We start from the raw sequence: 21,815 nt of genomic DNA on the forward strand, positions 1-21,815 counted from the left end.
ACTCGAAGGAAGGAGATCGTCATGCGAACACCCAGTCCAACGGTCCTGGTCGTAGGCGCCGCAGGCCGCGTTGCCGGTTTGGTGGTGCCTGAACTCGTCCGCCGCAATGCCAGGATTCGGGCGCTTGTTCGTGACGCCGCGAGTGCCGAAAAAGCCCGGAAAGCCGGCGCATCCGAGATCGCGATCGGAGATCTGCGCAACCATCGGAGCCTTGAGCAGGCCGTGGAAGGTGTCGACGGTGTCTTTCACATCGGACCGGCCTTTGCTCCCGACGAAGCCGCCATGGGGGTTGCCATGGTTGAGGCAGCGGCGCGAGCAGGCGTTCGAAAATTCGTCTTTTCGTCGGTGATCCAGCCGACCAATACGAGGCTGGAAAACCATGCAAGCAAGGTACCCGTTGAAGCTGCCCTCTATTCGACGAACATGGAGTACACCATTCTGCACCCGGCCAATTTCATGCAAAATATCTCGGCGGCCTGGCCGTCCGTCGTCGAGCACGGCGTTTTCGCCGAGCCGTTTCCAAGGACGGCGAAGCTCGCCCGCGTCGACTATCGCGATGTGGCTGAAGTGGCGGCAATCGCATTGACCGAAGCGCGTTTGTCCTATGCGACCCTCGAGCTGTGCGCCGACGGTATGCACAGCCGCGAAGAGGTCGTCGCCATGATGAGCGAAGCGCTTGGCCGGCCGGTTTCGGCGGGCGAGCCGACATTTCAGGACTGGGCGGCGAAGGCCCGCCTTCCCTATACCGACCGGCAGTTGCAGATGCTGGCCAAAGTACACAGCCACTACGCCAAATACGGCCTCGGCGGGAACAGCCTGACGTTGCGTGCCGCGCTTGGCCGCGAGCCGCGTTCGCTGCGAAGCTTCATTCGGGAATTGGCGCTGCAGACGGCATATGCCGCCTGATCGTCCTCACAGTAACGCTGACGCACATTTTTTCTGATTGGGAGATTTCGATGCAAGCATCACCGGATCGAGCCTTCAAGTTGAGAAAGCTGCCGCCCTCCTACGGCGCGGTGGTGATGCCGTTGGTTCTTTCGATTCTGATGTCCTCGATTGTCTCGGCGGTTTCGACGGCAATCGGCGCAGGCTGGACAAACGGGTTTATAGCGGCCTGGAGCTATGCATGGGGCGCTTCATGGCTTGTCGCGTTTCCCAGTCTGCTGATTGTGCTTCCGATCGTGCGTCGGATCGTTGCCGCGATTGTCGATCAGCCGGCCCGGTCCTGACATCACGAACGAAGGGTGCCGGCGGCCGGAGGGCCGGCATAGCCATTAGAGCGGCCCCTTGCGGGGCTGCGGCCGGTTCGTGCGCTTGCCTCAGGTAAGCGGCGACAGCTGGATCTCGACGCGGCGGTTCTGAGCCCGGCCGGCAGCGGTCGCGTTGGAGGCGATCGGACGCGTCTTGCCGAAGCCGGTGACGGCGAAGCGGCGGGAATCGACACCCTGTCCGGACAGATAGTTGGCGACCGCCAAAGCACGGCGCTGCGACAGGTCGAAATTGTGCTCGTCGCTGCCGGTCGAGTCGGTGTGGCCGAACACGTCGACGGTGGTCTGGCGGAACTTTTTCAGCACAAGGGCCACCGAATTCAGCACCGGATAGAAACCGGCCTTCACCGCGTCCTGGTCGACGTTGAAGGTGATGTCGGACGGCATATTGAGGATGATCTGATCGCCGGAGCGGGTGACGCTGACGCCTGTGCCCTGAAGCTGTCGGCGCAGTTCGGCCTCGTTCTGGTCCATGGTGGCACCGATGGCACCGCCGGCAAGCGCGCCGATGCCCGCGCCGATCAGCGCGTTGCGGCGGTCGTTACCGCCGGCAAGCATGCCGAGCCCGGCACCCGCCAAAGCACCGAGACCGGCGCCGGCAGCGGTGTTGGAAACCTTCTGTTCCCCGGTGTAGGGATCGGTGGTGCATGCGCTCACGAGCACAGCCGTCGCCACGACGGCGAGCACAATCTTTTTCATATGGTGGTCCCTCTCCATTCCACGGCCGCGCAACGGCGCACCGCATCAGCCCTTCCAGCGACTTGTAACATGAAATGCGGCGAAAAGCGGACCAGCAAAAGCCGCTGCCGCGGCTTTCCCCGGCTCAATTCCACACGCCTGCAGCGGCTCGCGCGACCACCGCAATTCGACCGGCTACCAGAGATTCTTGCCGTCGATGACCACCACTTCGACCTTGTCGAGATCGAAATCGTCGAACAGCCGCGAGTTCACGCTGATCTTCGGATTGTCGAAATTCGGCTCGCCTGTCGACCAGTCCGGCGTCTCGGTGAAGGTGCCACAGCCGCAGGTGGCGCAAAAGCCGTGTTTTATGGTTTTCGATCCCCACTGGTAGAACGAAACATTCTCCGGCGGGCTGGTGAGCCTGAATTGCGATGGGGTGTAATAGGCCCACAACGAACCGCGTTTTGAACAGAAGGAACAGGTGCATCGCGTCACTGTCTGCGGCGCTTGCGAGACCTCGAACGTCGTCGCCTTGCAGTGGCAGCTTGCCTTGATCGTCATGGATTGGTCCCTCACAATGCCGCCCGTAAGCAAAGGCAGCATAAAGAAACGCTCCTGACAACTGCCTGTCAGCGACCTGTGAGCCTGCGATGCACAGGTTAAAAGTGCTGGAGTGCCGACCGAAGGCTCATCGATCCAAAGCCGCCGCACACCCCCGGGTCAGCCCGTCGGCAAGCTTTCGGGCGTCATGCGCTAATAGGACGATGGCGGCACGAACAGGCAGATGGTCTTTCCGTCATTGGCACCGGCAACGGAGCACCAATGATATTCGCCGTCGGGCGAATTCTTGATCCGCTTGTCGCTATAGGCCACGACTTCCCCGGTTCCTTTGATGACATAGCCCTCGGGACGTTCGCTGATCGATGTCTGAGAGACCTCGCGGCAATCATAGCCCGAGCAGCAGGAGAAGGGATAGCTCCAGCCTTGCGGCATGGCCGCGGTCGGCTTGGCATCATGCGCCAGAGCAGGCGCCGCAAATGGAATGGCGGCAGCTATCAAAACCACTGCCGCGACAAGTGAATTCAGGAGTCGGCGCGCCGTGCGGGCGACTGGGGCCGGTCTGGTTGTGAGAGCAGGCATGAGCGCAGTTCCTATCAACGGTTGTCAAGCATTTCGCTTGCCCGTTCCCGGAACGTGTCTTCCCAGTGGCCGGATCGTCAGGTCGCAGATACGCCGCGTCCGGCCATAAATGCTTTTTTCCTCCCCAGCGCATGAATGCTGGGCTGATTCCTTGGTCGGCGCAAGCAATTGCTGTCGCAACCGAACGCCGACCTCTGCAGCCGGAACCAACCTGCCGTCCTGATTGACGAAACCTGGTCAACCCCGGCAGCGGGATCGCCAATAACGGGATTTGGCTCGCGCTGGTTCCAGGCTTGGCACCGGCGGCCCGCGGCATCCGCGTCAAAAGCGGAAATCGATTTTTGAAAAATCCGATGAAAAACAAAGTTGTAGAACGACAGGTAAGTGCAAATTGAGAGCTCGTCACTCTCGCGCGATGGCCGTAACTCTCGCGTGATGAACCCACATTCCTGCCGGATTGGTGCCCGGCGGCCTCAGTCGATATCGGCCACCGTTTCGCCGGCGCCACCTTCGATCCGCTGCGACAGCGAGGCTTCCATGAAATCGTCGAGGTCGCCGTCGAGCACGCTCGACGGGCTGGTGCTCTCGACACCGGTGCGCAGATCTTTCACCAGCTGATAGGGCTGCAGCACGTAGGACCGTATCTGGTGGCCCCAGCCAATATCGCTCTTCGACGCTTCGGTGGCGTTCGCCACCGCTTCGCGCTTCTTCAGCTCTTCCTCGTAAAGCCGCGAGCGCAGCATTTCCCAGGCCTTGGCCTTGTTCTTGTGCTGGGAGCGCTCGGCCTGGCAGGCAACCGCGATGCCGGTGGCGAGATGGGTTATGCGCACCGCCGAATCGGTGGTGTTGACGTGCTGGCCGCCCGATCCCGACGACCGATACGTGTCGATACGGACGTCGGATTCGGAAACGTCGATGTCGATCGTATCGTCGATGACGGGATAGACCCAGACGCTGGCGAAGGAGGTGTGGCGGCGCGCATTGCTGTCATAGGGCGAAATCCGCACGAGACGATGCACGCCCGATTCCGTCTTCAGCCAGCCATAGGCGTTGTGGCCCTTGATCAGCAGCGTGGCCGACTTGATGCCGGCTTCTTCGCCGTCATGCACTTCAAGCACCTCGACCTTGAAGCGCCGGCGCTCGGCCCAGCGCGTATACATGCGCAGAAGCATCGAGGCCCAGTCCTGGCTTTCGGTGCCGCCGGCGCCGGCATGGACTTCCAGATAGCTATCGTTGGCGTCAGCCTCGCCCGACAGCAGCGTTTCGATCTGGCGCGCCTTGGCCTCGCCGCGCATCGAGCGGATTGCCGCTTCGGCCTCCGCGATGACGCCCTCGTCGCCCTCTTCCTCGCCAAGCTCGATCAGGCCGATATTGTCTTCCAGGGCCTGGGTGAGGCCTTTGACCGCGGCAATGCCTTCCTCGAGGCCCTGACGCTCGCGCATCAGCTTTTGTGCTTCCAGCGGCTCGTTCCAGAGGCTCGAATCCTCGGCACGGACGTTCAGGTACTCAAGCCGCTTTATGGCTTGGTCCCAGTCAAAGATGCCTCCTCAGCAGGGTGATCGCCTGCCTGATCTCGTCGACAATATTTTGCGTTTCCGCGCGCATGGCTGGCTGTTCTGTCCTGTTGCTGGATGGCGGTTTGATGGCGCGATACATAGGGACGGCACGGTCTCCTGTAAAGCGCCGGCCCCTGTAATGTACCGGCCCCTGTAAAGCGGAATGGACCGGCTCGACCATCATCGTCAAGCCGGCCCGACCCGATGTAGCGATTGTCAGTAGAGCCCGCCGCCGCCCGACTGGATGGCCTGGTTGGCCTGCGGCGACAGCGCCCCGCCGGTGGCGTTGGAGCCGTCCGCACCCATGCCGATCACCCAGTAGCTGTCGGCGGGACCGGTACCCGGCTTGAAGGCTTCGATGATGGTTCCGGCGTCACCCGCGTTGGCTCGCATGCCGGTCTTGCGATTGATCGCAATCAGCTTCATGCCGTCCGGAACCTTGAAGTCGACATTGGGCGTGCCGTCCAGCGCCACGCGCATGAAATCCTTGAAGATCGGCGCGGCAAGGCCGCCGCCGGTCGCGCCCTTGCCAAGGCCTTTCGGCTGATCGTAGCCCATATAAAGGCCGACAACGAGGTTCGGCGTATAGCCGATGAACCAGGCATCCTTTTCGTCGTTGGTCGTTCCGGTCTTGCCGGCGATGTGACGGCCGAGCTCGTTGATAGTGGCGCCGGTGCCGCGTTGCACGACGCCCTCCATCATCGATGTGATCTGGTAGGCGGTCATCGGATCGAGCACCTGCTCGGAATTGTCGACCAGCTCCGGCTCTGGCTGGTTCTGCCACTCGGCGGCGTTGCAGTTCGAGCAGCCGCGTTCGTCCTGCCTGAAGACGGTCTTGCCGTAGCGGTCCTGGATGCGGTCGATCAGCGACGGCTTGATCGACTTGCCGCCATTGGCCATGATCGAATAGGCCGACACCATGCGCATCACCGTCGTCTCGCCGGATCCCAGCGCCATCGGCAGATACGGCGCCAGGTGGTCGTAGACACCGAAACGCTCGGCATATTCCACGACCAGCTTCATGCCCATGTCGTTGGCAAGCCGCACCGTCATCAGGTTGCGCGATTTCTCGATGCCGGACCGCAAGGTCGCCGGGCCGGCCACCGTTCCGTCGTAATTCTTGGGCGTCCAGGTCGTGTTGCCGCTCTGGATGGTGATCGGCCCGTCCATGATCACGGAGGCGGGCGTATAGCCATTGTCGAGGGCGGCCGAATAGACGATCGGCTTGAACGACGACCCCGGCTGGCGCATGGCCTGCGTCGCCCGGTTGAACTCCGACTGCGCGTAGGAGAAACCGCCGACCATGGCCAGGACGCGTCCGGTATGCGGGTCCATGGCGATCAGGCCACCTTCCACTTCGGGAACCTGGCGCAAGCTGTAGCTGTTGTCCGAGCCGTCGTTCTTCTGCACGAAAATCACGTCGCCTGGCTTCAGCACGTCGGCCGGCGACTTCGCCTTGACGGTCCTGCCGTCGACGACGTGGCGCATGGCGAAGCTCATGTCTTCCTTGCTGACGGTGCCTTCGACGCGGTCCTTGACGATTTCGCCGGAGATCTGGCGCGTCGGCTGCAGGCCGATGGACAGGCCGGTGGCCGAGCTGTCGAGCACGACGGCGAGCGACCATTCCGGCACGTCCTCCAACCGCTTGACGTTGCCCAGCGGCACACCCCAGTCGCCGGAAACGTCGATGCTCGTGACCGGCCCGCGGTAGCCGCGCAGCGTGTCGAACTTCATAAGTCCGTTCTGCATGGCCTTGCGGGCAATCAGCTGCATCTTCGGATCGAGCGTCGTGCGGACGGAAAGGCCGCCTTCGTAGAGCGCATTCTCGCCGTAGCGCGCGATGATCTGGCGACGCACTTCCTCGGTGAAGTACTCCCCGGCGAAGAGATAGTTGCCGGTGCGGCGCGGCGTGACGCCGAGCGGCTCGGCCTTGGCCTTCTCGCCTTCTTCATGCGTGACGTAGCCGTTCTCGACCATCTGGTCGATGACCCAGTTGCGGCGCTCCAAGGCGCGATCGGCATGCTTGAAGGGATGGTAGTTGTTCGGCCCCTTCGGCAGGGAGGCGAGATAGGCGGCTTCGGCCACGGTGAGCTCGTTCACCGATTTGTCGAAATAGGTTAGCGCAGCACCGGCGACGCCATAGGCGCCGAAGCCGAAGAAAATCTCGTTGAGATAGAGCTCGAGAATGCGATCCTTCGAGTAGGCCTGCTCGATGCGGAAGGCGAGGATCATCTCCTTGATCTTGCGCTCGTAGGTCTGGTCTGAAGACAACAGGAAGTTCTTCGCCACCTGCTGGGTAATCGTCGAGGCGCCGACCTGGCGCTTTCCCGAACCAACATTCTGCAGGTTGACGACAATGGCCCGGCCAAGGCCGGTCACGTCGATGCCGGGGTGATTGTAAAAATTCTTGTCCTCGGCCGACAGGAAGGCCGCCTTGACACGATCCGGGATCGCCTGAATCGGCAGATAAAGCCGCCGCTCACGCGCATATTCGGCCATCAGCGCGCCATCCGACGCGTGGATGCGGGTCGTCACCGGCGGCTCGTATTTGGCCAGCACCTCGTAATCGGGCAGGTCCTTCGACAAATGGCCGATATAGATCGCCACGCCCGCCGCGACCAAAAGGGCCAGCGTCGTGCCGATGCCGAAGAAATAGCCAATGAGACGAATCATACCCGCTCCAGTCCTTGGTTCGGGAATTTCCTAAACGAAGCCGCCCTTCACGCAAGCTTTCGGGACGATCCCAAACCGTAATCGCAAAATCCATGTCGCGACCATGTGGGCAAAATACGGCAGCGCGGGATTTCGGTTTCGAATGCCGGAAATAAAAGCACAGGGTGTTGTCGCCGTGCAACGCTGCTTCAGGTTGTGGGCGCCGGCGGACATTTCAGCCTCCGGCCCCCGTTCCGCTCTTGGCCGAAGCAAACAGGGCAACGGCGTTGGTTATGCTCTGGGTCGCCTTGTTGCGCCAATCGGCGCTGAGCAACTGCGCTTCGTCCTTGGCGTTCGACAGATAGCCGAGTTCGACCAGCACGGATGGAACGTCCGGCGCCTTCAGCACCTTGAAGCCGGCAGAACGCTGCGGGTTGTTGATCAGACCGACGCTGGTGGAAAGCTGGCCGACGAGAGTATGGGCGAAGCTCATCGAAAAATTATGCGTCTCGCGGCGGATCAGGTCGATCAGGATATCGGTCACTTCCTTGCTGTCGTCCTTGATCTCCATGCCGGCGAACTGGTCGGAAAGATTTTCACGGTCGGCAAGCGCCTGCGCCTCGGGATCGGAAGCCTTGTCGGACACGGTGTAGACGGTTGCGCCGCGAATGCCCTTGAGGCTGATCGTGTCCGCATGGATCGAGATGAGCAGGTCGGCCTCATGCTGTCGGGCAATGCGCACGCGGTCGTCGAGCCGCAGGAACTCGTCCGTTTCGCGCGTCAGGAACACGTCGTATTTGCCGCTGGCGGCGAGCTTGTCGCGCAGTTCCATGGCAAAGGCGAGCGTCACGTTCTTTTCGACCGTCCCGTTCAGGCCCTCGGCACCGCCGTCGATGCCGCCATGGCCGGGATCGATGACGACGGTGAAATGATGGCCCGGATTGGAGACCGGCCCAGTACCGACCCTGCCGGCCTTGTCGGCGGAGACCGTCGAACCGGTGGTCAGCGCCTGATTGGCGAGCGCTGCGTCGAATTCCCGCTGCGAGGCCGCCGACATGTCGATGGCGATGCGGTAGCCGTTGCCGTCACCGTTCTTGAGCACGTCGAGATTGTCGACGGCGAACGGTCCCTTGCCGGTGAGAATCAGCCGCGATTTCCCCTCGCCGAGCTCGCCGTAACGCACGGCGCGGACAAGGCCGCGCGGCTTTACATCCTTGGCATTGAGGGCAAATTTGGTGGCCGGCAGATCGATGACCAGGCGATTGGGGCCGCGCAGCAGGAACCATTTGATGTCGGGCTCGCGGTCGAAATTGATGACGATGCGCATCTTGGTGGCATCGCCGGCCATCTTGTAGCTTATGGCGCCGAGCGGTACGTCGGCAGCACGCGAAAGCGGCGAAAAGACCAGGCAAGCCAGGATCAGCGGCAGCAGGCAGGCGGTGCGGAACAACCAGCCTCCATGATGACGGCCCTTGTCTGCGAAGCCTGCCAGTCCCATCTTTCTACCAATCGCTCCCGTTTTGGCGTCATGCCCGATCGCTTGTCGAAGTGCCCTGTCGCTTGTCAAAGTGCCGGCAGACCGCGAACTCGATTAACGATTGGTATCCAGAGAAGGTTAACCAAGCCTTTTCATGGAAGGCTTGGGACCGGGGCTTCCGCTGCGGAACGGCTTTTTGCCGGCATCGGGAATCGGGGTTGCCTTCCAACCCGCCAAATCATAAAAGCGATGGTGGATCACTGCAATCCTGGAACCGTCCTCCTCCGCAGCTTCCTGCTACAGGTCAGACGCAAGACGGCTCCTTTCGCTTCAGGCGAAGAAGGCATCGGTGATCGCGACGATTTTCGCAGGCGTGCTCCCGTGGCGGGGGAATCGCCTGCGTGAGCAAAACGGCCGGGATTGTCCCGTGCCGGCTCTGTATGAGCAAACAAGCTGGTCCGGTTTTTCCCGGGCTTTGGTTCAAAAGGTTCTGCTGGTGACGATGGCTTCAAGCGCAATCATGGAAAGGTCCGCAACAAACCGCGCCACTACGGCTGCGGGCGGCACCGCCATGGCGCTCAGGCAGCGGCCGGCGGACGTTCAATTGTCCGGCACCCATGTTCCAGGTCCACGGCAGCGGGCATTGCCTCGCAAGCTGCGGCCGACGGCTGCCGGGAGGAAACGAAATAATGCCCAACAAAATGCTGATAGACGCCTCCCACCCGGAGGAAACACGCGTTGTCGTCGTTCGCGGTAACCGTATTGAAGAATTCGACTTTGAATCCCAGGACAAGAAGCAGCTCAAAGGAAACATCTATCTCGCCCGCGTAACGCGCGTCGAACCTTCCCTTCAGGCAGCCTTTGTCGAATATGGCGGCAACCGTCACGGTTTCCTCGCCTTCAGTGAAATACACCCCGACTACTACCAGATTCCGGTCGCCGACCGTCAGGCGCTGCTGCGTGCGGAAGCACAGGAAGCCCAGGACGAAGAGGACGAGGAAGCCGCCGAAGGCGAGGACCGCCAGAGCCGCGACCGTGGCAAGCGCGGACGCCGGCGCGGCGGCAAGAGCCGCGACCGCGGCGAGCACAGGCGCGAGGCAGGCGCGGCCGACGGCGAGAATGGCGAAGATGCCGTCGCAGAAAAGCTGGATGCCGTTGACGACAACACCATGTCCGACATTGCCGGACAGAGCGAGGGTGCCGCCGGGCAGAGCGATGAAGCCGCCGATCGCGGTGAGACCGAGCCGTCCGAAGGCGGTTCGAGTTCCATCGCTGCCAGCGTCGATGCCGACGTAATCTCGGAAGCCGTCCCGCAAGTCGAGGTAAGCGGGCCCGAGACAAGCGGGGCCGAGACAAGCGGCGAAGCAACCTCCGAAGACAATGATCGCGGCATGCTGGAAGAGGTGCAATCCTCGCATCCGGACGATCACGAGGTCGAATCGGTCGGCGCCGAGGACGCGCTGGAAGAAGTGCGCAACCGCCGCAAGCCGGTCCGTCGCCAGTACAAGATCCAGGAAGTGATCAAGCGCCGGCAGATCCTGCTTGTGCAGGTCGTCAAGGAAGAGCGCGGCAACAAGGGTGCAGCGCTGACCACCTACCTGTCGTTGGCCGGCCGCTATTCGGTGCTGATGCCGAACACGGCCCGCGGCGGCGGTATTTCGCGCAAGATCACCAATGCGCAGGACCGCAAGCGGCTGAAGGAAGTGGTCGCCGATCTCGAAGTGCCGCAAGGCATGGGTGTCATCCTGCGTACGGCAGGCGAAAGCCGCACCAAGGCAGAGATCAAGCGCGACTACGAATATTTGATGCGGCTTTGGGAAAACGTCCGCAATCTGACGCTGCAATCCACGGCCCCTGCCCTGGTTTACGAGGAAGGCAGCCTGATCAAGCGCTCGGTGCGCGACCTTTACAACAAGGATATCGACGAGATCCTGGTTTCCGGCGAAGAAGGCTACCGCGAGGCCAAGGACTTCATGCGCATGCTGATGCCGAGCCACGCCAAGGTGGTTCAGCCGTTCCGCGACACGACGCCGATCTTTGTGCGCAACGGCATCGAAGCGCAGCTCGACCGCATGCTGCAGCCGCAGGTGACGCTGAAGAGCGGCGGCTACATCATCATCAACCAGACGGAAGCGCTGGTCGCCATCGACGTCAATTCGGGCCGTTCCACCAAGGAGCACTCGATCGAGGACACCGCACTTCACACCAATCTGGAAGCCGCCGAGGAAGTCGCCCGGCAATTGAGGCTGCGCGATCTCGCCGGCCTCATCGTCATCGACTTCATCGATATGGAGGAGAACCGCAACAACCGCTCCGTCGAGAAGCGGCTGAAGGATCACCTCAAGAACGATCGTGCCCGCATCCAGGTCGGCCGCATCTCGCATTTCGGCCTGATGGAGATGTCGCGCCAGCGCATCCGTGCCAGCGTGCTGGAATCGACGATGAAGCCTTGCCCGCATTGCGGCGGCACCGGCCATGTGCGCTCCGATTCGTCGGTCGCGCTGATGGTGGTGCGGGCAATCGAGGAATTCCTGCTCAAGGATTCGCGCAGCCACATCACGGTGCGGACGCCGGCGGCGACCGCGCTCTATGTGCTCAATCACAAGCGCGGCACGCTGGTGGAATTCGAGCACCGCTTCGGCGTGACCATCACCATCGAAGCCGATGACGCGGTCGGTGCACAACACTATGCCATCTTCCGCGGCGCGCTGGCCGAAAAGCCGGAAGGCTTTGTCGAGGCGCGCACGTTCCCGGCCTATGTCGAGCCGGAAGAACCCGAGGACGAGATCGTCATCGAAGAGGAAGACGAGGCACCGGTGCAGGCCGAGCAGCCACGCCCTGCCCAGCAGCCGCAGCAGCCAAGGTCCGGCGAGGACGGCGAAGGCCGCGATCGCAAGCGCCGCAAGCGCCGCAGACGGCGCGGCGGCAAGGATCGTGAACATGGGGATCGTGAACACGGGGAACGCGAACATGGCGATCGCGAGCATGGCGCTGCTGTGGAAGGTGCTTCCGTTTCGGCGCCGATAGACGATGCCTTCGTCGCCGCCGGCGATCAAGGTGCCGAAGCGGAACGTGAAGCGCCGGCCGGTGTTGCCGAAACGGCGGAAGCGGCGGACGACGGTCACGGCAAGAAGCGCCGGCGCGGCAAGCGCGGCGGCAAGCGCAATCGCCGCGAAGAGGGCGAAGGCGAGATCGAAGCCAGCGCCGGCGAGCCGGCCGCCATGACGGAAGGTGCCGTGTCGGAAGCACAGCCCGTGACCGGCGAGCCGGAAGGTGCGCCGCCGGCCGAAGAGCTTGCGGTGCGTGCTCCGGCGAATGACGACACGCCGAGCGCCGAAAAGCCGAAGAAGCCGCGCCGTACCGCCAAGCCGAAGAAGGTTGCGGCGGATGCAGTTGCCGAGATTGCGGGCGCCGAGACATCGGCTGCCGAGGCCGCCTCCGTGGCTTCCGGCGAGACCCCCACGCCGGTTCCGCAGGAGACCGAAGCGGCGGCTGCCGAGGAAACGCCGAAGGCCCGGCCGTCGCGGCGCAAGCCCGTACCGGTGGATGCTCCGGTCGTGCCGGTCGTCTCCTCGATCATCCCCGACGAGGCAAAGACCGACGAGGCAAAGACCGAGGAAGCAAAGGCCGAGGACAAGCCGAAGCGTGCCGGCTGGTGGCAACGGAAGGGCTTTTTCTAAGCTTTTCCGTGCATTAGCCAGACTTTCTGATTAAAAAAAATCCCGCGCTGCCGATCGGCTGCGCGGGATTTTTTTTTGCCCCAATTCAGGCGACAACACTATGGCGCGAAGATCGACCAGTTCATCGTCTTCGCCAGTTTTTCCAGCGCGATCGAACCCAGCCTGGAATTGCCGTTGGCGTTGAGGCCTGGCGACCATACGGCAAGCGAGGCGACGCCCGGCACGATCCCCAATATGCCGCCGCCAACGCCGCTCTTGCCGGGAATGCCGACGCGGAAAGCGAAGTCGCCGGAGCCGTCATAGTGGCCGCAGGTCAGCATCATCGCGCCGATGCGGCGGGCGCGCTCTGCCGACACGACGGAATGCCCGGTCGCCGGGTTCTTGCCGCCATTGGCAAGGAAGCGGCCGGCCAGGGCCAGTTGCCGGCAGCTCATGGCGATAGCGCAATGGTGGAAATAGACGCCCAGCGCCAGTTCCGGCGCATGGTGGAGATTGCCGAACGATTTCATGTAATTGGCAAGCGCGAAATTGCGAAAGCCGGTGGCGCGTTCGGACGCCGCGACCTCGCGGTCGATGACGATGGTGTCGTCATCGGCCAGGAACTGGATGAAGCGCAGGATCTCGCCGATCGCCTCGCGCGGCTGATGGCCGGCAAGCAGGATGTCGGAGACGACGATGGCGCCGGCATTGATGAATGGATTGCGCGGAATGCCGTTCTCGTGCTCGAGCTGGACGATCGAGTTGAACGGATTGCCCGAAGGTTCGCGCCCAACCCGCTGCCACAGCGCGTCGCCGGCATTGCCGAGCGCCAGCGTCAGCGTGAACACCTTTGAGATGCTCTGGATCGAAAACGCCTCGTCGGCATCGCCCGCGGTCAGCACGCGGCCGTCATTGGTCACCGCGGCAATGCCGAATTTTTTCGAATCGATCTTGCCGAGCTGGGGAATATAGCTGGCGACGTCGCCGCGATCGGTACGCTCCGCCATTTCGGCGGCGACCTCGCGCAACGCCTGTTCAAGTTGAGGCGCCTGTTCAAGCTCCGGCATCGTCGCCCCCGCTACTTCAGCCAGCGTTCGATACGCGCCATCGCCTCGACCATGTCGTCGTGGCTGCCGGCATAGGACAAGCGCATCGTGCGATGGCCTTGCAGCGGGTCGAAATCGCGGCCCGGCGTCGCCGCCACATGCGCCTCGGCAAGCATCCGGCGCGCAAACGCCATGCTGTCATTGGTGTGCCTGGTGACATCGCAGAAGGCGTAGAACGCGCCGTCCATAGGCGCGGCCAAAGCAAAGCCGAGCTCCGGCAGGCGTTGCATCAGGAGCTCGCGGTTCCAGGCATAGCGCGCCTTCACCGCTTCCAGCTCTGGCGTCGCCTTGAACGCCTCGATCGCGGCAATCTGGGACAGTTCGGGCGGCGAGATGTAGAGGCTCTGGGCGATGCGCTCGACCGGCCGCACCAGTTCCTGCGGCAGCACCATCCAGCCGATGCGCCAGCCGGTCATGCAATAATATTTCGAGAAGGAATTGATCACCGTCACATCCGCGCCGAAAGCAAGCGCCGTCGTGTCGGGCGCCGCATAGGCCAGCCGGTGATAGATTTCGTCCGAGATGACGGCGATGCCGAGCTCTTGCGCCGTTTTGACCAGCGCCTCGAGATCGCCGGCGGGAATGACCGCGCCGGTCGGGTTGGCCGGGCTGGCGAACAGCACGCCCTTCAGCGGTTTTTCACGATGCGCGGCTTGCAGGTGCTCGGCATGCAGATAGGCGGCGCCGTCCAACTCGATCTCGGCGATGTCGATGTCGAGCGCGGCCATGATGTTGCGATAGGCAGGATAGCCGGGCGCTGCGATGGCGACGCGGTCGCCTGGATCGAACATTGCCAGGAAAGCGAGGTTGAAGGCAGCCGACGATCCGGTGGTGACGGCTATCCGCTCGGGCGAAACGTCAAGCCCGTAGTGCTCGCCATAATGCGCCGCGATCGCCTTGCGCAGACCGGCGAGGCCCAGCGCGTCGGTATAGCCGATGCGGCCTGCTTTCAATGCATTGGCCGCCGCTTCGCGAACCCCGGCCGGCGCCGGATCGGAAGGCTGGCCGACGGCCATGGAAACGACCGGCAGGCCCTTGGCTTTCAGCCGATTCGCCTCGGCCAGGATGTCCATGGCATGGAACGGTTCGACCGCGCCGCGGCGCGAAAGCGAAACAACCATTTTTCAATCCACCACACTTGTCCGCACGTGCCGGCCATGCTGGCCGCGCCGCACAAATGCCCGATTGGTGTGGGGATCACAAGTTCGGTAAGTTTAGGCTGCCGACTTTTCATCCTTCGCCCACTCGTCTACCAGTGGACCTGCCATGTTGAGCCGACCCAAATCGACGATCGCCAGGACAGCGCGCGCCCTCGCGACGCTTTTGCTTGCCGCGGTGATCGCCATGGCCGGCTCGGTCAATGCCTTTGCGCAGAATGTGCCGGTTGTGCGCGATGCCGAGATCGAGGCGCTGGTGCGCGATTACGCGCGGCCGATCTTCAAGGCGGCGGGCTTGTCGGGCGACGCCATCAACATCGTGCTGGTCAACGACCAGAGCTTCAACGCCTTTGTTGCCGGCCGCCGGCTGTTCATCAACACCGGCGCGCTGATGACGGCCGAAACGCCCAACGAGATCATTGGCGTCATTGCCCACGAGGCCGGCCATATCGCCGGCGGACACCAGCAGAAATTGCGAGAACAGCTCGAGCGCGCCAAGACGATGGCGATCCTGGCGACGCTGCTTGGCGCCGGCGCCATGGTGGCCGGCGCCACCAGCAACAGCCGCGGTCTCGCCGGCGCCGGCATGGGCGTGGTGGCCGGCGGCGGCGAGATGGCGCAACGCAGTATCCTCGCTTATCAGCGCACCGAAGAGATGACCGCCGACCGTTCGGCGATCACCTATCTCAATGCAACCGGCCAGTCCGGCATGGGCATGCTGAAGACGTTTGGCCGCTTCCAGAACGCATTGTCGCTCTCGGGCGCGCAAGTCGATCCCTACAGGATCAGCCATCCGATGCCGCAGGAGCGTATCGCCAATCTCGAAGTGCTGGTGAAGCAGAGCCCTTACGTCGACAAGGTGGACCCGCCGGCACTGCAGCAGCGCCACGACATGATGCGCATAAAGATCGCCGCCTACATGCAGGGCCAGGCGGCGGCGTCGCGATTGATGCGCAAGAACCCCGGCAGCGTCGCCTCACGCTATGGCGACGCGCAGATGACCTATCTGTTCGGCAATCTGGCGTCGGCGCTCACCAAGACCAACGCGTTGATCAAGGAACAGCCGAAAAATCCCTATTTCCAGGAATTACGCGGCGACATCCTGATGAAGGCGAACCGGCCGAAGGATGCGGCGGACGCCTATGCCAAGTCGGTCAGCCTCGATCCGGCGCGATCGGGGCTGCTGCCGGTCTCTTACGGCCAGGCGCTGATGGCGATCGGCACGCAGGATTCGCTGAAGAAGGCGGTGGCGCAGATCAACACCGGCCTCGGACGGGATCGCGAAAACGCCGCCGGATACCGCTATCTGGCACAGGCTTACGGGGAACTCGGCAACATCCCGGCCGCCGAGCTTGCAACCGCCGAAGGGCATTTCTATTCCGGCGACTACAAGAATGCGAAAATCTTCGCCATGCGGGCGCAGCAGAGCATGAAGCGGGGCGAGCCGGGCTGGCTTCGCGCGCAGGACATTATAAACTACGCACCATCAGGTAAGAAGAAGTGAACCTTTCGGACGCAGGCTGCGACACAGCCAAACCGGGCGGACCCGAACACAGGCAAGAGGATCGAGGATCATGACAAAGGCAATTCTGCTGGGCACTACCGGAGTGGCAGCGGCTCTCGCGATGCTGGCGTTCGGCTTCGTCGCCGGCAATCCGCAGACGGCGAAGGCCGGCACGGCACAGCTTGCCCAGACGACGTCCTCAGGTACCAAGCTCGACCGTGCCGAAGTCGAAGGCATCGTCCGCGACTATCTGCTGAAGAACCCGGAAGTGCTTCTGGAGGCCCAGCAGGCACTCGAGGCCAAGCAGAAGGAAGAACAGCGCGTCGCCAGTCTCGGCGTCATCAAAGACGCCAAGGACCAGATCTTCAATTCCTCATTCGACGGTGTTGTCGGCAATCCGAACGGCAAGGTCACCATCGTCGAATTCTATGATTATAATTGCGGCTACTGCAAACGCGCCATCGACGACATGCGCGCGCTGACCAAGGCCGATCCGGACCTGCGCTTCGTACTCAAGGAGTTCCCGATCCTCGGCCCGGATTCGCAGAAGGCGAGCGTCGTCTCGATGGCCTTCCATTTGATGAAGCCGGAGAAATACGGCGAATTCCACAATGCGCTGCTCGGCGGCCAGGGGCGCGCCACCGAGGCGGCGGCGATCAAGGTGGCGCTGTCGCTCGGCGCCGACGAGGCGGCGCTGCGCGAAAAGATGAAGGACCCGAGCATCACCGAGGCCTTCTCCAAGACCTATGACCTCGCCACCAAGCTCGCCATCACCGGAACGCCGTCCTATGTCGTCGGCAACGAGGTGGTGTTCGGCGCGCTTGGCCAGGAAGTACTGGCCGAAAAGATCGAGGCGGCGAAGGCCGCGCTCTGATCAGCGTTCGGGTTTCGATTAGGCTGCGGGTTTCCGGCACGGGCCGTTTTCCGGCTGTTGTGGACGGCGAAAGAACGCACTTGCGCTCTTTTCGCCAGCGTCTATGCCCATTATAGAGGGTCCGGCGCGCCGGCTTAGCCGCGCCGGGAAAGGTCGGCATTTTTTGAAAACGGTTTTCGTCCTGAACGGCCCCAATCTCAACGCGCTCGGCAAGCGCGAGCCGGGCATCTATGGCGGCAAGACGCTTGCCGCGATCGCCGACGACTGCAAGCAGGCAGGTGCCGCACTTGGGCTGGAGATCGATTTCCGCCAGTCGAACCATGAGGGCGACCTCGTCGACTGGATCCACGAGGCCGCCGACAAGGCCGCCGCAATCGTCATCAATCCGGGCGCCTACGGCCATACCTCGATCGCCATTCACGATGCCATCCGCGCCGTCGCGCCGCTGCCGGTGGCTGAGGTGCATCTCTCCAACATCCACGCGCGGGAACCATTCCGCCACGTCTCCATGGTCGCGCCGGTCGCCGTCGGCATGATCTGCGGGTTCGGGCCGCTCGGCTACACGCTGGCGCTGCAGGCGCTGGCTGCACGCCTATGACCGGCCAACAAACAGAAGGCTCGAAAATGTCGATAAAGAAGAACGGTGTTGACCAGCAGCTGATCCGCGATCTGGCGGGCATACTGAACGACACCAACCTGACCGAGATCGAGGTCGAGCTGGGCGATCTGAAGGTGCGCGTCTCGCGGCAGGCGCCGGCCGTCCATGCGGTCGCCGCAGCTCAGCCGGCCTATGCCCCGGCAGCCGCGCAGCCCGCGGCAGCGGCCGCCCCGGCGACGCCCGACGTGTCGAAGAACGCCGTCGCCTCGCCGATGGTCGGCACCGCCTATCTGGCACCGTCGCCGGACGCCAGGCCGTTCATCGAAATCGGCCAGAAGGTCAAGGAAGGCCAGACGCTGCTGATCATCGAAGCAATGAAGACGATGAACCAGATCCCCTCGCCGCGCGCCGGCACGGTGACGGCGATCCTGTTCGAAGATGCGCAGCCGGTCGAATATGGCATGCCGCTCGTCGTGATCGAGTAGAGCCGGGAACAGGCGAAAGATGTTCCAGAAAATCCTCATCGCCAATCGCGGCGAAATCGCCCTCAGGGTGCTGCGCGCCTGCAAGGAGCTCGGCATCCAGACGGTGGTGGTGCATTCGACCGCCGACGCCGACGCCATGCATGTGCGTCTCGCCGACGAGAGCGTCTGCATCGGCCCGCCGCCGTCGCGCGACAGCTATCTCAACATCCACCAGATCGTCGCCGCCTGCGAGATCACCGGCGCCGACGCGGTGCATCCCGGCTACGGTTTTCTGTCGGAGAACGCCAAGTTCGCCGACATCCTCGCCGCGCACAACATCACCTTCATCGGCCCGACCGGCGACCATATCCGCATCATGGGTGACAAGATCGAGGCCAAGCGTACCGCAAAACGCCTCGGCATTCCCGTGGTGCCCGGCTCCGACGGCGCGGTCACCGAGGACAAGGAAGCCAAGCGCATTGCCGCCGCGATCGGCTACCCCGTGATCATCAAGGCATCGGCCGGCGGCGGCGGGCGCGGCATGAAAGTGGCGCGTAGCGAGGCCGATCTCGAGGTGGCGCTGCAGACGGCACGCTCGGAGGCGGGTGCGGCCTTCGGCGACGACGCAGTCTATATCGAGAAATATCTGCAGAAGCCGCGCCATATCGAAGTGCAGGTGTTCGGCGACGGCGCCGGGCGCGGCGTGCATTTCGGCGAGCGCGACTGCTCGCTGCAGCGCCGCCACCAGAAGGTCTGGGAAGAAGCGCCCTCGCCGGCGCTCAATGCCGAGGAGCGCGCGCATATTGGCGGCGTCTGCGCCAGGGCGATCGCCGATCTCGGCTATTCCGGCGCCGGCACCATCGAATTCCTCTATGAGGACGGCGAGTTCTATTTCATCGAGATGAACACGCGCCTGCAGGTCGAACATCCGGTGACCGAGGCGATCACCGGCATCGACCTCGTGCACGAGCAGATCCGCGTCGCCTCGGGCGGCGGGCTTTCGGTGCGCCAGGAGGATATCCGCTTCCACGGCCATGCCATAGAATGCCGCATCAATGCCGAGGATCCGCGCACCTTCACGCCCTCGCCGGGCACCATCACCCATTTCCACACGCCGGGCGGCCTCGGTATCCGCGTCGATTCCGGCGTCTATTCGGGCTACAAGATCCCGCCCTACTACGACAGCCTGATCGGCAAGCTGATCGTGCACGGCCGCAACCGCGTCGAATGCATGATGCGGCTGCGGCGCGCGCTCGACGAATTCGTCGTCGACGGCATCAAGACGACGCTGCCACTGTTTCGCGACCTCGTTGGCAACGCCGACATCGCCAATGGCGACTACGACATCCATTGGCTGGAAAAATACCTGGCCGAAGGCGAGTGATACAGGGCGAAGCGATGACCCGTCCCTACGCACCCGGTTATCGCATCCCGACCGACCTTTTGCTCAAAGCCTATGCCTCCGGCGTCTTCCCGATGGCCGAAAGCGCCAATGACCCCGAAGTATTCTGGGTGCGGCCGGAGACGCGCGGCATCATTCCGCTCGACGGGTTCCACATACCGAAAAGCCTGAGAAAGACGATCCGCAAGAACCTGTTCGAGTTCCGCATCGATTTCGACTTTGAGGCGACGATCGAGGCCTGCGCTGAAAGGCGCGAGGAACGTCGGTCGACGTGGATCAACGCGCCGATCCGCGAAGCCTATATCGAGCTGCATCGGATGGGCCATTGCCATTCGGTCGAGGCCTGGCACAACGACCGATTGGTCGGGGGGCTCTACGGCGTATCGCTCGGCCGCGTGTTCTTCGGCGAGAGCATGTTCGCCAGGGAGACCGACGCGTCAAAGGCCTGCCTGGTTCACCTCGTCGAACGCCTGAAGGCGCGTGGCTTTGCACTGCTCGATACGCAGTTCACCACCGAGCATCTCAAACGCTTCGGTGCAATCGACGTGCCGCGTGGCAAGTACGAGAAGATGCTGGCCGAGGCGCTGAAGGGCGAGGCCGTGTTTTTTCCATAACCTGGAATGGCTCATCGTTTCACAGGAACGCAATTCCGGACGGAAAGCCGTTCACACTTCCTGGAATTGCTCTTGCGGCCGGTCAGCCTTTTGCTGCCGTCACCAGCGGCGTCTGTGCGTGGAACATCATCTTCCAGCCATTGACGCGGTGGACATAGCCGGTGCTGACCAGCGCCGCATAGGCTTCGCCATCTTGCCGCGTCGCACGCGCCTCGTAGGTCAGCATGACGATGTCGCTGCCCGGCTCGATGATGCCCTTGAGGTCGATGTCGAGATCGCGCCAGCGGTTCGGGTCCGTGGCAGTTGCGGCCAGATCGGTATTGCTCATCACCCGCGCCATCTGCGGGAAAGCCACCAGGCAGTCGGTATCGGCATTGGCCTTGAAATAGTCGGTACCGCCGCTCCAGAATCCCCTTTCGATGTCGAGAAGTTCGTTCTTGTTGGCCATCATCATGGCAACCTCCTCCGTAGAGAGGCACCAACGCTCGGGCAACGCGGCGGTTCCGCAGGGCGCGGTATCCGCCGCGCACTGACAGATTCTAGTTGGTTTTGGCGGCGGCGGGTGCCGGCACGTCGGACTTCTGCTTGCAGCCCTTCAGCCAGATATCATAGACGGCATGCTCGACGGCGTTGATCCCGGGGCTTTCGGCAAACATCCAGCCGGTGAAGATACGGCGTATTTTCCGATCGAGCGTGATCTCGTCGACCTCGACGAACGAATCCGTCTTCGGCTCTTCGTTTTCGGGCCGCGAATAGCAGATGCGCGGCGTCACCTGCAAAGCGCCGAACTGCACCGTCTCGTCGATATAGACATCGAAGGTGATGATACGGCCGGTGATCTTGTCGATGCCGGCGAATTCAGCGACTGGATTGGTGATGCGCTCGGATACTGCCGGTGCTGCAGGCGCCACCGACGCGTCCGGCGCAGGCGGCGCCAATTCCTGCGCAGTAGCGAGCGCCACCATAGAAGCGAGAACGACCGCGGTTAATCCGCCCGTCAAAATTCGGCTGAACATGCTCATGCAAGGTCCGGTGGTTTGCGCCCGGGTGATTCTCTTAACGCCAAGGCTAGTTGCTGCTGTCGGATCAGCAAACAGCTAAACAGCAATTGTGGCGACAAAGGACCGCCCTCGTGGGGACCGCCCCCGTAGGGACCGCGCGCGTGTCGCGGCGATCGATCACGAACCAGGCGTCCAGGCGTCGTAGTCGCCCGTCACCTGCGGACGATGCTGGTTGGTCAGCACCGAGCCCTTCGGCCGATAGGCTGCGGGGCTGCCGGTGAGGTTCGGCACATGCGGCTTTTGCCAGTCGCGTGGCTTGTAGTCTTCGCTTGGCGGCGCAACGTCGACACGATGATGGATCCAGCCATGCCAGCCGGGCGGAATCGCCGAGGCTTCCGAATAGTCGCGGTAGATGACCCAGCGACGGGTGCGGCCTTCCGAATCGACGCCGCCCTCATAGTAGACATTGCCGACCTCGTCCTGCCCGACCTTCTTGCCGTGCCGCCAGGTGTGGAAGCGCGTTCCCAATGTCTGGCTGTTCCACCAGGTGAAAAACTGCAGAAGGAAAGTCTTCATCCAAATCCTCGTGGCAAGTCCTTGAAGCAAGTCCTCGCGGCGGCTGCGGCGCCTGTTCCTGCTTATGGCGTCACGGCATTGCGAAG

The 21,815-nt window shown here is 62.8% G+C and carries 21 protein-coding genes; 9 read left to right on the forward strand and 12 right to left on the reverse strand.

Annotated features, from left to right (window positions below; translation table 11 throughout):
• Window positions 1-21: 21 nt before the first annotated feature.
• Together NKJ81_RS19055 and NKJ81_RS19060 are read left to right on the forward strand one after the other, a co-directional pair.
• Window positions 22-906, forward strand: a complete 885-nt coding sequence (locus NKJ81_RS19055) for an NmrA/HSCARG family protein (RefSeq protein ID WP_352541368.1) — start codon at window positions 22-24, stop codon at window positions 904-906.
• Between the two features lie 50 nt (window positions 907-956).
• Window positions 957-1,229 carry a DUF2798 domain-containing protein gene (locus tag NKJ81_RS19060; protein ID WP_023679921.1) on the forward strand — a complete coding sequence of 91 codons (273 nt, stop codon included), beginning with the start codon at window positions 957-959 and terminating at the stop codon, window positions 1,227-1,229.
• A gap of 90 nt (window positions 1,230-1,319) precedes the next feature.
• On the opposite strand, the gene NKJ81_RS19065 is transcribed toward NKJ81_RS19060, so the two are convergent.
• From NKJ81_RS19065 to NKJ81_RS19095, 7 genes are all read right to left on the reverse strand, one after another.
• Window positions 1,320-1,967 carry a YiaD family glycine zipper/OmpA-like lipoprotein gene (locus NKJ81_RS19065; RefSeq protein WP_352541369.1) on the reverse strand — a complete coding sequence of 216 codons (648 nt, stop codon included), beginning with the start codon at window positions 1,965-1,967 and terminating at the stop codon, window positions 1,320-1,322.
• A gap of 174 nt (window positions 1,968-2,141) precedes the next feature.
• Complete coding sequence (locus tag NKJ81_RS19070) at window positions 2,142-2,510, reverse strand: GFA family protein (RefSeq protein WP_023679923.1); 369 nt, start codon at window positions 2,508-2,510, stop codon at window positions 2,142-2,144.
• 192 nt (window positions 2,511-2,702) lie between these two features.
• Window positions 2,703-3,089 carry a hypothetical protein gene (locus NKJ81_RS19075; protein WP_031212810.1) on the reverse strand — a complete coding sequence of 129 codons (387 nt, stop codon included), beginning with the start codon at window positions 3,087-3,089 and terminating at the stop codon, window positions 2,703-2,705.
• Between the two features lie 473 nt (window positions 3,090-3,562).
• Window positions 3,563-4,694 (reverse strand): peptide chain release factor 2 gene (gene prfB / locus NKJ81_RS19080; RefSeq protein WP_352451084.1). Its coding sequence is split into 2 segments (ribosomal slippage): window positions 3,563-4,627 and window positions 4,629-4,694, totalling 1,131 coding nucleotides; the frame shifts between segments, so codons are not numbered across the junction.
• 167 nt (window positions 4,695-4,861) lie between these two features.
• Window positions 4,862-7,318 (reverse strand): penicillin-binding protein 1A, encoded by a 2,457-nt coding sequence (locus NKJ81_RS19085; protein ID WP_352472768.1) that lies wholly within the window; start codon window positions 7,316-7,318, stop codon window positions 4,862-4,864.
• A gap of 30 nt (window positions 7,319-7,348) precedes the next feature.
• Window positions 7,349-7,531 (reverse strand): hypothetical protein, encoded by a 183-nt coding sequence (locus NKJ81_RS19090; RefSeq protein WP_352457449.1) that lies wholly within the window; start codon window positions 7,529-7,531, stop codon window positions 7,349-7,351.
• A gap of 1 nt (window position 7,532) precedes the next feature.
• On the reverse strand, window positions 7,533-8,795 hold the full coding sequence (locus NKJ81_RS19095; RefSeq protein ID WP_352541370.1) for an N-acetylmuramoyl-L-alanine amidase: 1,263 nt from the start codon (window positions 8,793-8,795) through the stop codon (window positions 7,533-7,535).
• Window positions 8,796-9,463: 668 nt separating this feature from the next.
• Between NKJ81_RS19095 and NKJ81_RS19100 the strand changes: the two genes are divergently transcribed.
• Window positions 9,464-12,454, forward strand: a complete 2,991-nt coding sequence (locus NKJ81_RS19100) for an Rne/Rng family ribonuclease (RefSeq protein WP_352541371.1) — start codon at window positions 9,464-9,466, stop codon at window positions 12,452-12,454.
• 98 nt (window positions 12,455-12,552) lie between these two features.
• Here NKJ81_RS19100 and NKJ81_RS19105 read toward each other — a convergent pair whose 3' ends face one another.
• Window positions 12,553-13,500: a glutaminase gene (locus NKJ81_RS19105; RefSeq protein WP_352541372.1), complete on the reverse strand. Its 948-nt coding sequence runs from the start codon at window positions 13,498-13,500 to the stop codon at window positions 12,553-12,555.
• Between the two features lie 11 nt (window positions 13,501-13,511).
• Window positions 13,512-14,660 (reverse strand): pyridoxal phosphate-dependent aminotransferase, encoded by a 1,149-nt coding sequence (locus tag NKJ81_RS19110; RefSeq protein ID WP_352541373.1) that lies wholly within the window; start codon window positions 14,658-14,660, stop codon window positions 13,512-13,514.
• Between the two features lie 145 nt (window positions 14,661-14,805).
• Here NKJ81_RS19110 and NKJ81_RS19115 point away from each other — a divergent pair, with 145 nt between their 5' ends.
• The 6 genes from NKJ81_RS19115 (at window position 14,806) to aat (ending at window position 20,152) form a co-directional block, all read left to right on the forward strand.
• The gene (locus NKJ81_RS19115; RefSeq protein ID WP_352541374.1) at window positions 14,806-16,200 is read left to right on the forward strand and encodes a M48 family metalloprotease; all 1,395 of its coding nucleotides are present in this window, start codon (window positions 14,806-14,808) and stop codon (window positions 16,198-16,200) included.
• A 70-nt stretch (window positions 16,201-16,270) separates the two neighbouring features.
• Window positions 16,271-17,074, forward strand: coding sequence for a DsbA family protein (locus tag NKJ81_RS19120; protein WP_352451092.1), 804 nt, complete (start codon window positions 16,271-16,273; stop codon window positions 17,072-17,074).
• Between the two features lie 163 nt (window positions 17,075-17,237).
• Window positions 17,238-17,672 carry a type II 3-dehydroquinate dehydratase gene (gene aroQ, locus NKJ81_RS19125; protein WP_023717478.1) on the forward strand — a complete coding sequence of 145 codons (435 nt, stop codon included), beginning with the start codon at window positions 17,238-17,240 and terminating at the stop codon, window positions 17,670-17,672.
• 26 nt (window positions 17,673-17,698) lie between these two features.
• Complete coding sequence (gene accB, locus NKJ81_RS19130) at window positions 17,699-18,157, forward strand: acetyl-CoA carboxylase biotin carboxyl carrier protein (RefSeq protein WP_292662508.1); 459 nt, start codon at window positions 17,699-17,701, stop codon at window positions 18,155-18,157.
• 19 nt (window positions 18,158-18,176) lie between these two features.
• A complete protein-coding gene (accC, locus tag NKJ81_RS19135) occupies window positions 18,177-19,520 on the forward strand; it encodes an acetyl-CoA carboxylase biotin carboxylase subunit (protein ID WP_023674822.1) in 1,344 nt (447 codons plus the stop codon).
• Between the two features lie 14 nt (window positions 19,521-19,534).
• On the forward strand, window positions 19,535-20,152 hold the full coding sequence (gene aat / locus NKJ81_RS19140) for a leucyl/phenylalanyl-tRNA--protein transferase (protein WP_023674821.1): 618 nt from the start codon (window positions 19,535-19,537) through the stop codon (window positions 20,150-20,152).
• Between the two features lie 82 nt (window positions 20,153-20,234).
• Here aat and NKJ81_RS19145 read toward each other — a convergent pair whose 3' ends face one another.
• The 3 genes from NKJ81_RS19145 to NKJ81_RS19155 form a co-directional block, all read right to left on the reverse strand.
• Window positions 20,235-20,603 (reverse strand): hypothetical protein, encoded by a 369-nt coding sequence (locus NKJ81_RS19145; RefSeq protein ID WP_352501682.1) that lies wholly within the window; start codon window positions 20,601-20,603, stop codon window positions 20,235-20,237.
• Between the two features lie 88 nt (window positions 20,604-20,691).
• Entirely contained in the window at window positions 20,692-21,174 is a 483-nt protein-coding gene (locus NKJ81_RS19150; protein ID WP_352541375.1) for a DUF2155 domain-containing protein, read from the reverse strand.
• Window positions 21,175-21,330: 156 nt separating this feature from the next.
• Complete coding sequence (locus tag NKJ81_RS19155) at window positions 21,331-21,729, reverse strand: NADH:ubiquinone oxidoreductase subunit NDUFA12 (RefSeq protein WP_023674818.1); 399 nt, start codon at window positions 21,727-21,729, stop codon at window positions 21,331-21,333.
• Between the last annotated feature and the right edge of the window lie 86 nt (window positions 21,730-21,815).

This window comes from Mesorhizobium sp. M0018 (assembly GCF_040323955.1).
In the GTDB taxonomy this organism is placed as follows: domain Bacteria; phylum Pseudomonadota; class Alphaproteobacteria; order Rhizobiales; family Rhizobiaceae; genus Mesorhizobium.

What these genes read in the sequence shown, in the direction of transcription:
- NKJ81_RS19115 (WP_352541374.1), top strand. Translation starts at nt 14,806, where the DNA reads ATGTTGAGCCGACCCAAATCGACGATCGCCAGGACAGCGCGCGCCCTC.
- NKJ81_RS19085 (WP_352472768.1), bottom strand. Translation starts at nt 7,318, where the DNA reads ATGATTCGTCTCATTGGCTATTTCTTCGGCATCGGCACGACGCTGGCC.
- accB (WP_292662508.1), top strand. Translation starts at nt 17,699, where the DNA reads ATGTCGATAAAGAAGAACGGTGTTGACCAGCAGCTGATCCGCGATCTG.
- NKJ81_RS19060 (WP_023679921.1), top strand. Translation starts at nt 957, where the DNA reads ATGCAAGCATCACCGGATCGAGCCTTCAAGTTGAGAAAGCTGCCGCCC.
- NKJ81_RS19120 (WP_352451092.1), top strand. Translation starts at nt 16,271, where the DNA reads ATGACAAAGGCAATTCTGCTGGGCACTACCGGAGTGGCAGCGGCTCTC.
- NKJ81_RS19075 (WP_031212810.1), bottom strand. Translation starts at nt 3,089, where the DNA reads ATGCCTGCTCTCACAACCAGACCGGCCCCAGTCGCCCGCACGGCGCGC.
- NKJ81_RS19150 (WP_352541375.1), bottom strand. Translation starts at nt 21,174, where the DNA reads ATGAGCATGTTCAGCCGAATTTTGACGGGCGGATTAACCGCGGTCGTT.
- NKJ81_RS19065 (WP_352541369.1), bottom strand. Translation starts at nt 1,967, where the DNA reads ATGAAAAAGATTGTGCTCGCCGTCGTGGCGACGGCTGTGCTCGTGAGC.
- aat (WP_023674821.1), top strand. Translation starts at nt 19,535, where the DNA reads ATGACCCGTCCCTACGCACCCGGTTATCGCATCCCGACCGACCTTTTG.
- NKJ81_RS19055 (WP_352541368.1), top strand. Translation starts at nt 22, where the DNA reads ATGCGAACACCCAGTCCAACGGTCCTGGTCGTAGGCGCCGCAGGCCGC.
- NKJ81_RS19155 (WP_023674818.1), bottom strand. Translation starts at nt 21,729, where the DNA reads ATGAAGACTTTCCTTCTGCAGTTTTTCACCTGGTGGAACAGCCAGACA.
- NKJ81_RS19110 (WP_352541373.1), bottom strand. Translation starts at nt 14,660, where the DNA reads ATGGTTGTTTCGCTTTCGCGCCGCGGCGCGGTCGAACCGTTCCATGCC.
- NKJ81_RS19070 (WP_023679923.1), bottom strand. Translation starts at nt 2,510, where the DNA reads ATGACGATCAAGGCAAGCTGCCACTGCAAGGCGACGACGTTCGAGGTC.
- NKJ81_RS19090 (WP_352457449.1), bottom strand. Translation starts at nt 7,531, where the DNA reads ATGTCCGCCGGCGCCCACAACCTGAAGCAGCGTTGCACGGCGACAACA.
- NKJ81_RS19145 (WP_352501682.1), bottom strand. Translation starts at nt 20,603, where the DNA reads ATGATGGCCAACAAGAACGAACTTCTCGACATCGAAAGGGGATTCTGG.
- NKJ81_RS19100 (WP_352541371.1), top strand. Translation starts at nt 9,464, where the DNA reads ATGCCCAACAAAATGCTGATAGACGCCTCCCACCCGGAGGAAACACGC.
- NKJ81_RS19095 (WP_352541370.1), bottom strand. Translation starts at nt 8,795, where the DNA reads ATGGGACTGGCAGGCTTCGCAGACAAGGGCCGTCATCATGGAGGCTGG.
- NKJ81_RS19105 (WP_352541372.1), bottom strand. Translation starts at nt 13,500, where the DNA reads ATGCCGGAGCTTGAACAGGCGCCTCAACTTGAACAGGCGTTGCGCGAG.
- accC (WP_023674822.1), top strand. Translation starts at nt 18,177, where the DNA reads ATGTTCCAGAAAATCCTCATCGCCAATCGCGGCGAAATCGCCCTCAGG.